The following is a 5,043-nucleotide window of genomic DNA, read 5'->3' as shown; positions in this document are numbered from 1 at the left end:
AGCTCGCGGCGCCGAGGAAGCCGGTCCATTCCCAGCGGTGGGCCAGCAGCAGCAACAGCGGCTGCACGACGAGCAGCGCCGCGCCCGCGAGGGCCAGCGCCTGGACGACGCGTGCATGCCGCGCGAGATGAAGCGAGGGCGAGGCTGGCGTATGCTGCATGGCGCACCCATGTTGGTTGTAAATCGATAAAAGTTTATCGTAAAACAATAAGTTTTTGCTGAGGCGCTCCTGAAGGGGTGCTGTCCTTACCGTTTGCCATGGCCAAGAAGAACGCCCACGTCTCCGAGACGCCCGCCACCCAATTGCTGCGCGCCCACAAGGTCGCGTTCACCGAGCACCCCTACGAATACATGGAGCACGGCGGCGCCCAGCGCGGCGCCGAGATGCTGGGGCTCGATCCGTTCATGGTGATCAAGACGCTGGTGATGCAGGACCAGGACGCCAAGCCGCTGGTGGTGCTGATGCATGGCAACCGCACGGTGTCGACCAAGAACCTCGCGCGCCAGATCGGCGCCAAGTCGGTCGAGCCCTGCAAGCCCGAGGTGGCGCAGCGCCACAGCGGCTACATGGTGGGCGGCACCTCGCCCTTCGGCACCAAGCGCGAGATGCCGGTGTACGTGGAGGCGACGGTGCTCGCGCTGCCGCGCATCGTGCTCAACGGCGGGCGGCGCGGCTACCTGATCGGCATCGACCCGCAGGTGTGCGTGCAGCTGCTGGGCGCGACGCCGGTGGAGTGCGCGCTGGCAGAATAGCCGGCTCCTGCGATTCGATCGTCGGCGCTGCGCGTCCCGCCCGGGGCGTATCGGCGCGGCGATGCGTCCCCCGAAGAACAACACCGATCCGCGGAGACCCGCCTTGACCTTTCACCTGCCTACCCTGATCGCCATCGTGGCGTCGTACCTGCTCGGCTCGCTGTCCTTCGCCGTCATCGTGAGCAGGGCGCTCGGCATGGCCGATCCGCGCAGCTACGGCAGCAAGAACCCCGGCGCGACCAACGTGCTGCGCTCGGGCAACAAGGGCGCGGCGCTGGCCACGCTGCTGCTCGATGCGGTCAAGGGCTGGGTGCCGGTGTTCGTGATCCGCCACTGGGGCGCGCAATGGGGCCTGGACGACGGCGTGGCCGCGGTGGCCGGCGTGGCCGCCTTCCTCGGCCACCTGTACCCGGTGTTCTTCGGCTTCCAGGGCGGTAAGGGCGTGGCGACGGCGGCCGGCGTGCTGGTGGGCATCGCGCCCTGGCTCGGACTCGCGACCGGCGCCACCTGGCTGATCATCGCGGTGTTCTTCCGCTACTCGTCGCTCTCCTCGCTGGTCGCCGCCTTCTTCGCGCCGGCCTACTACCTGATCGGCGGCGGCATCGCGTGGCCGCTGAGCCGCACGGCGCTGGTCGCCATCATCGTCATGAGCCTGCTGCTGATCTGGCGGCATCGCGAGAACATCCGCCGGCTCGCCGCCGGCACCGAGTCCAAACTGGGCTCCAAAAAGAAAAAGGACTGAAGGATCACCATGGGCACCATCACCCGCTTCCACGTCGGACCGCGTCTTTCCGAGACCGCGGTGCACAACGGCACCATCTACCTCGCGGGCCAGGTGCCCGACGACACCACGCAGGACATCCGCGGCCAGACCCAGCAGGTGCTGGCCATGGTCGACCGGCTGCTGGCCGAGGCCGGCAGCGACAAGTCGCGCATCCTCATGACGCAGATCTTCCTGGCCGACATCGCCGACATCACGGCGATGAACGAGGTCTGGGACGCCTGGATCCCGACCGGCAACACGCCGCCGCGCGCGACGGTGCAGGCCAAGATGGCCAATGCCGGCTACAAGATCGAGATCGTGGTGACCGCAGCGCAGGCCTGATCGGGCCGCGCTTTCAATAGCGCTTCTCGAGCACCATCTGGTCGGCATCGCGCCGCATCGAGAAGCGGTTGATGAAGCTGTTGCCCAGCAGCACGAAGGGCATGGACTGCGGCGAGACGATGGCCTCGAGGTCGTAGACCTCGACGTCGCCCACGCGCACCGAGCGCAGCCGCAGCATGTAGCCGGGCGCCACGCCGTTGGCGGTGTTGACCTGTACCGGCCGGCCCTTGCTGTAGTCGAGGCCGATGCGCTGCGCGTCGGCCACCGACATGGCGACCGTGGTCGCGCCGGTGTCGAGCATGAAGGTGACCGGGCGATCGTTGATCAGGCCCTGGGTCATGAAATGGCCGCGGCTGTCGGCCGGCAGCACGATGCGGTTGCCGCTGCCGCCCGAAGGGCCGCCGCCGCCGATGCTCACGGGCGTGTCCATGCGCAGCGTGACGCGCTTGCCCTCGGACTCGACCACCGCCTGCTCCGACTGCAGCGAGACCAGCTTCACGCCCTGGAAGCTTTCGCCCACCGCCACCGTCTTGGGCGCGCTGCCGTTGACGATCAGGATCGCGCGGCTGCCGATGGTGCCGGTCAGCATGACCGAGTCGGCCGCCTGGGCCGACGGCGCCGCCACCGCGGCCAGAACGAACGCGGCGACGGCGAATGCCTTCATGGACCGGGGCTCAGTCGCGGAAGTTGTTGAAGGACAGCGGCGTATCGGGCACGTCCTTCTTGATCAGCGCCATGGCGGCCTGCAGGTCGTCGCGCTTGGCGCCTGTGACGCGCACCGCGTCGCCCTGGATCGCGGCCTGCACCTTGATCTTGCTGTCCTTGATCAGGCGCTGGATCTTCTTGGCGATGTCGCCCTCGATGCCGTTCTTGATCTTGATGACCTGCTTGACCTTGTCGCCGCCGATCTTCTGCACGTCGCCCTTGTCGAGGAAACGCACGTCGACGCTGCGCTTGGTGAGCTTGCTGCGCAGGATGTCCTCGACCTGCACGAGCTGGAACTCGGCATCGCCGGTCATGGTGATTTCCTTGTCCTTGAGCTCGACGGCAGCCGCGGTGCCCTTGAAGTCGAAACGGGTGGCGATTTCCTTGGCGGTGTTCTCGACGGCGTTCTTGACCTCGGGCAGATTGGGTTCGCAGACGGTGTCGAAAGACGGCATGGGCTCTCCTCAGATGTCACGGTAGCTGGATGCGACAATTCTCCCATGATCGTGGAGCACAACGTCCCGCTGCAGCCGTACAACAGCTTCGGCATCGTCGCGCGCGCGCAGCACCTGGTGCGCATCGCGAGCGAGGCCGACCTGGCCGCGCTGCATGCCGACACCGAATGGCGCGATGCGCCGCGTTTCGTGCTGGGCGGCGGCAGCAATATCGTGTTGACCGGTGACGTGAAGCCGCTGGTCCTGAAGGTGGAGATCCAGGGCCGCCGGCTGGTCGAGGAGACCCCGCGCGCCTGGATCGTGGAGGCCGGCGCCGGCGAGGTCTGGCACGACACCGTGCAGTGGACCCTGGCGCAGGGCTATCCGGGGCTCGAGAACCTCGCGATGATCCCGGGCACGGTGGGCGGTTCGCCGGTGCAGAACATCGGCGCCTATGGCGTCGAGCTGCAGGACCGCTTCGATTCGCTCGATGCCTTCGATCTGGAAACCGGCCGCAGCTTCACGCTCGACGCGGCGCAATGCGCCTTCGGCTATCGCGACTCGGTGTTCAAGCACGTGCGCGGCGCGGGCGGCGCCAACGACTTCGGCCTGGCGGGCCGCGCGCTGATCACGCGCGTGCGCTTCCGGCTGCCCAAGCCCTGGAAGGCGGTGGCGGGCTACCTCGACCTGGAACGCAGGATGGAGGAGACCGGCAACTTCACGCCGGATGCGAACGACATCTTCGACTGGATCTGCGCCATCCGCCGCGCCAAGCTGCCCGACTGGCGGGTGCTGGGCAACGCGGGCAGCTTCTTCAAGAACCCGACCGTCACGCCCGAGCAGTGCGCCGACATCATCGCGCGCGAGCCGAAGATCGTGCACTACCCGATGGACGACGGCAGCATCAAGCTCGCGGCCGGCTGGCTGATCGACGCCTGCGGCTGGAAGGGCAAGTCGGTGGGCAATGCCGGCGTCTACGAGAAGCAGGCGCTGGTGCTGGTCAACCGCGGCGGCAACGAGAACCCAGTGACCGGCGGCGAGGTGATGACGCTGGCCAAGGCGATCCAGACCAGCGTGTACGAGCGCTTCGGCATCCGGCTGGAGCCCGAGCCGGTGGTGGTCTGACCCGGCATCGTCCCGGCCTGGCCGCATGGATCTCGACTTCCTGCACCTGAACTACCGCCGGCGCATCGCTGCGCTGGTGTGGCTGCGGCGGCTCGTGATCGTGGCGGCGATCGCCGCGCTGGTGTTCTCGCGCGGGCGCTGGTGGAGCGTGGCGCTGGGATTCATCGGCACCGGCCTGCTGGTGGCGGTGATGGGCTGGTTCGAGACCAGCCTGCGCCGCCAGTTCATCCGCGAGGCGCGGTTGCCGCCCTTCCTGGTCCACAAGCTGATCGCGGCCCATCCGCAGCTGAGCCGGCGCGACGCCGAGCTGGTGCTGCGCGGCCTGCGGCAGTTCTTCATGGCGCACCTGCGCAGCGGGCGCAAGTTCGTCGGCATGCCCTCGAAGGTGGCCGACACCGCCTGGCACGAGTTCATCCTCCATACCCAGGGCTACCAGCACTGGTGCCAGGCGGCCTTCGGCGGCCTCTTGCACCACACGCCGGCCGAGGTGCTGGGGCGCGATCCCAAGCGCAACGACGGTCTGCGCCGCAGCTGGTACTGGGCCTGCAAGGAGGAGAGCATCGATCCGCGCAAGCCGGCGCGGCTGCCGCTGCTGTTCGCGCTCGACGTCAAGTTCGGCATCGAGGGCGGCTTCAACTACGTGCCCGACTGCCGCGACATCGATCGGCAGGCCGGCTCCGATGCTCACTGCGGCACGAGCTTCGGCGAAGGCGGCTCGTCGAGCGGTGGCTGTGGCGGCGATGCGGGCGGCTTCGGCGGCAGCGAATCGAGCGGCGGCGATGGCGGCGGCGGGGATTCGGGCGGTGGCGATGGCGGCGGTTGCGGTGGGGGTTGCGGGGGCGGAGGCGGCGGGGACTGAGCGCCCCGTAACGGTGGCACCAAAGAAAAAAGCAGGCGCGAGGCCTGCTTTTTTGTGGGGGC

Annotated in this window: 7 protein-coding genes; 5 read left to right on the top strand and 2 right to left on the bottom strand. The window is 68.2% G+C overall.

From position 1 onward, the window contains the following. Nucleotides 1-258: 258 nt before the first annotated feature. The 3 genes from AC27VN_RS32390 (at nt 259) to AC27VN_RS32380 (ending at nt 1,858) form a co-directional block, all read left to right on the top strand. Nucleotides 259-753 carry an aminoacyl-tRNA deacylase gene (locus AC27VN_RS32390; RefSeq protein ID WP_398500789.1) on the top strand — a complete coding sequence of 165 codons (495 nt, stop codon included), beginning with the start codon at nt 259-261 and terminating at the stop codon, nt 751-753. 103 nt (nt 754-856) lie between these two features. After that, nucleotides 857-1,495, top strand: a complete 639-nt coding sequence (gene plsY, locus AC27VN_RS32385; protein ID WP_057594898.1) for a glycerol-3-phosphate 1-O-acyltransferase PlsY — start codon at nt 857-859, stop codon at nt 1,493-1,495. Between the two features lie 9 nt (nt 1,496-1,504). After that, the gene (locus AC27VN_RS32380; RefSeq protein WP_490879216.1) at nt 1,505-1,858 is read left to right on the top strand and encodes a RidA family protein; all 354 of its coding nucleotides are present in this window, start codon (nt 1,505-1,507) and stop codon (nt 1,856-1,858) included. Nucleotides 1,859-1,871: 13 nt separating this feature from the next. On the opposite strand, the gene AC27VN_RS32375 is transcribed toward AC27VN_RS32380, so the two are convergent. After that, nucleotides 1,872-2,522, bottom strand: a complete 651-nt coding sequence (locus tag AC27VN_RS32375; protein WP_490879215.1) for a retropepsin-like aspartic protease family protein — start codon at nt 2,520-2,522, stop codon at nt 1,872-1,874. Between the two features lie 10 nt (nt 2,523-2,532). Further along, nucleotides 2,533-3,018, bottom strand: coding sequence for a YajQ family cyclic di-GMP-binding protein (locus AC27VN_RS32370; RefSeq protein ID WP_093340224.1), 486 nt, complete (start codon nt 3,016-3,018; stop codon nt 2,533-2,535). Nucleotides 3,019-3,063: 45 nt separating this feature from the next. Here AC27VN_RS32370 and murB point away from each other — a divergent pair, with 45 nt between their 5' ends. Continuing rightward, nucleotides 3,064-4,122: a UDP-N-acetylmuramate dehydrogenase gene (murB, locus tag AC27VN_RS32365; RefSeq protein ID WP_490879214.1), complete on the top strand. Its 1,059-nt coding sequence runs from the start codon at nt 3,064-3,066 to the stop codon at nt 4,120-4,122. Between the two features lie 25 nt (nt 4,123-4,147). After that, on the top strand, nt 4,148-4,981 hold the full coding sequence (locus tag AC27VN_RS32360; RefSeq protein ID WP_093340221.1) for a glycine-rich domain-containing protein: 834 nt from the start codon (nt 4,148-4,150) through the stop codon (nt 4,979-4,981). Nucleotides 4,982-5,043 lie beyond the last annotated feature (62 nt).

The organism is Variovorax sp. 20P10.2.4, from assembly GCF_058244205.1.
This window is presented reverse-complemented; position numbering and strand designations above follow the sequence as displayed.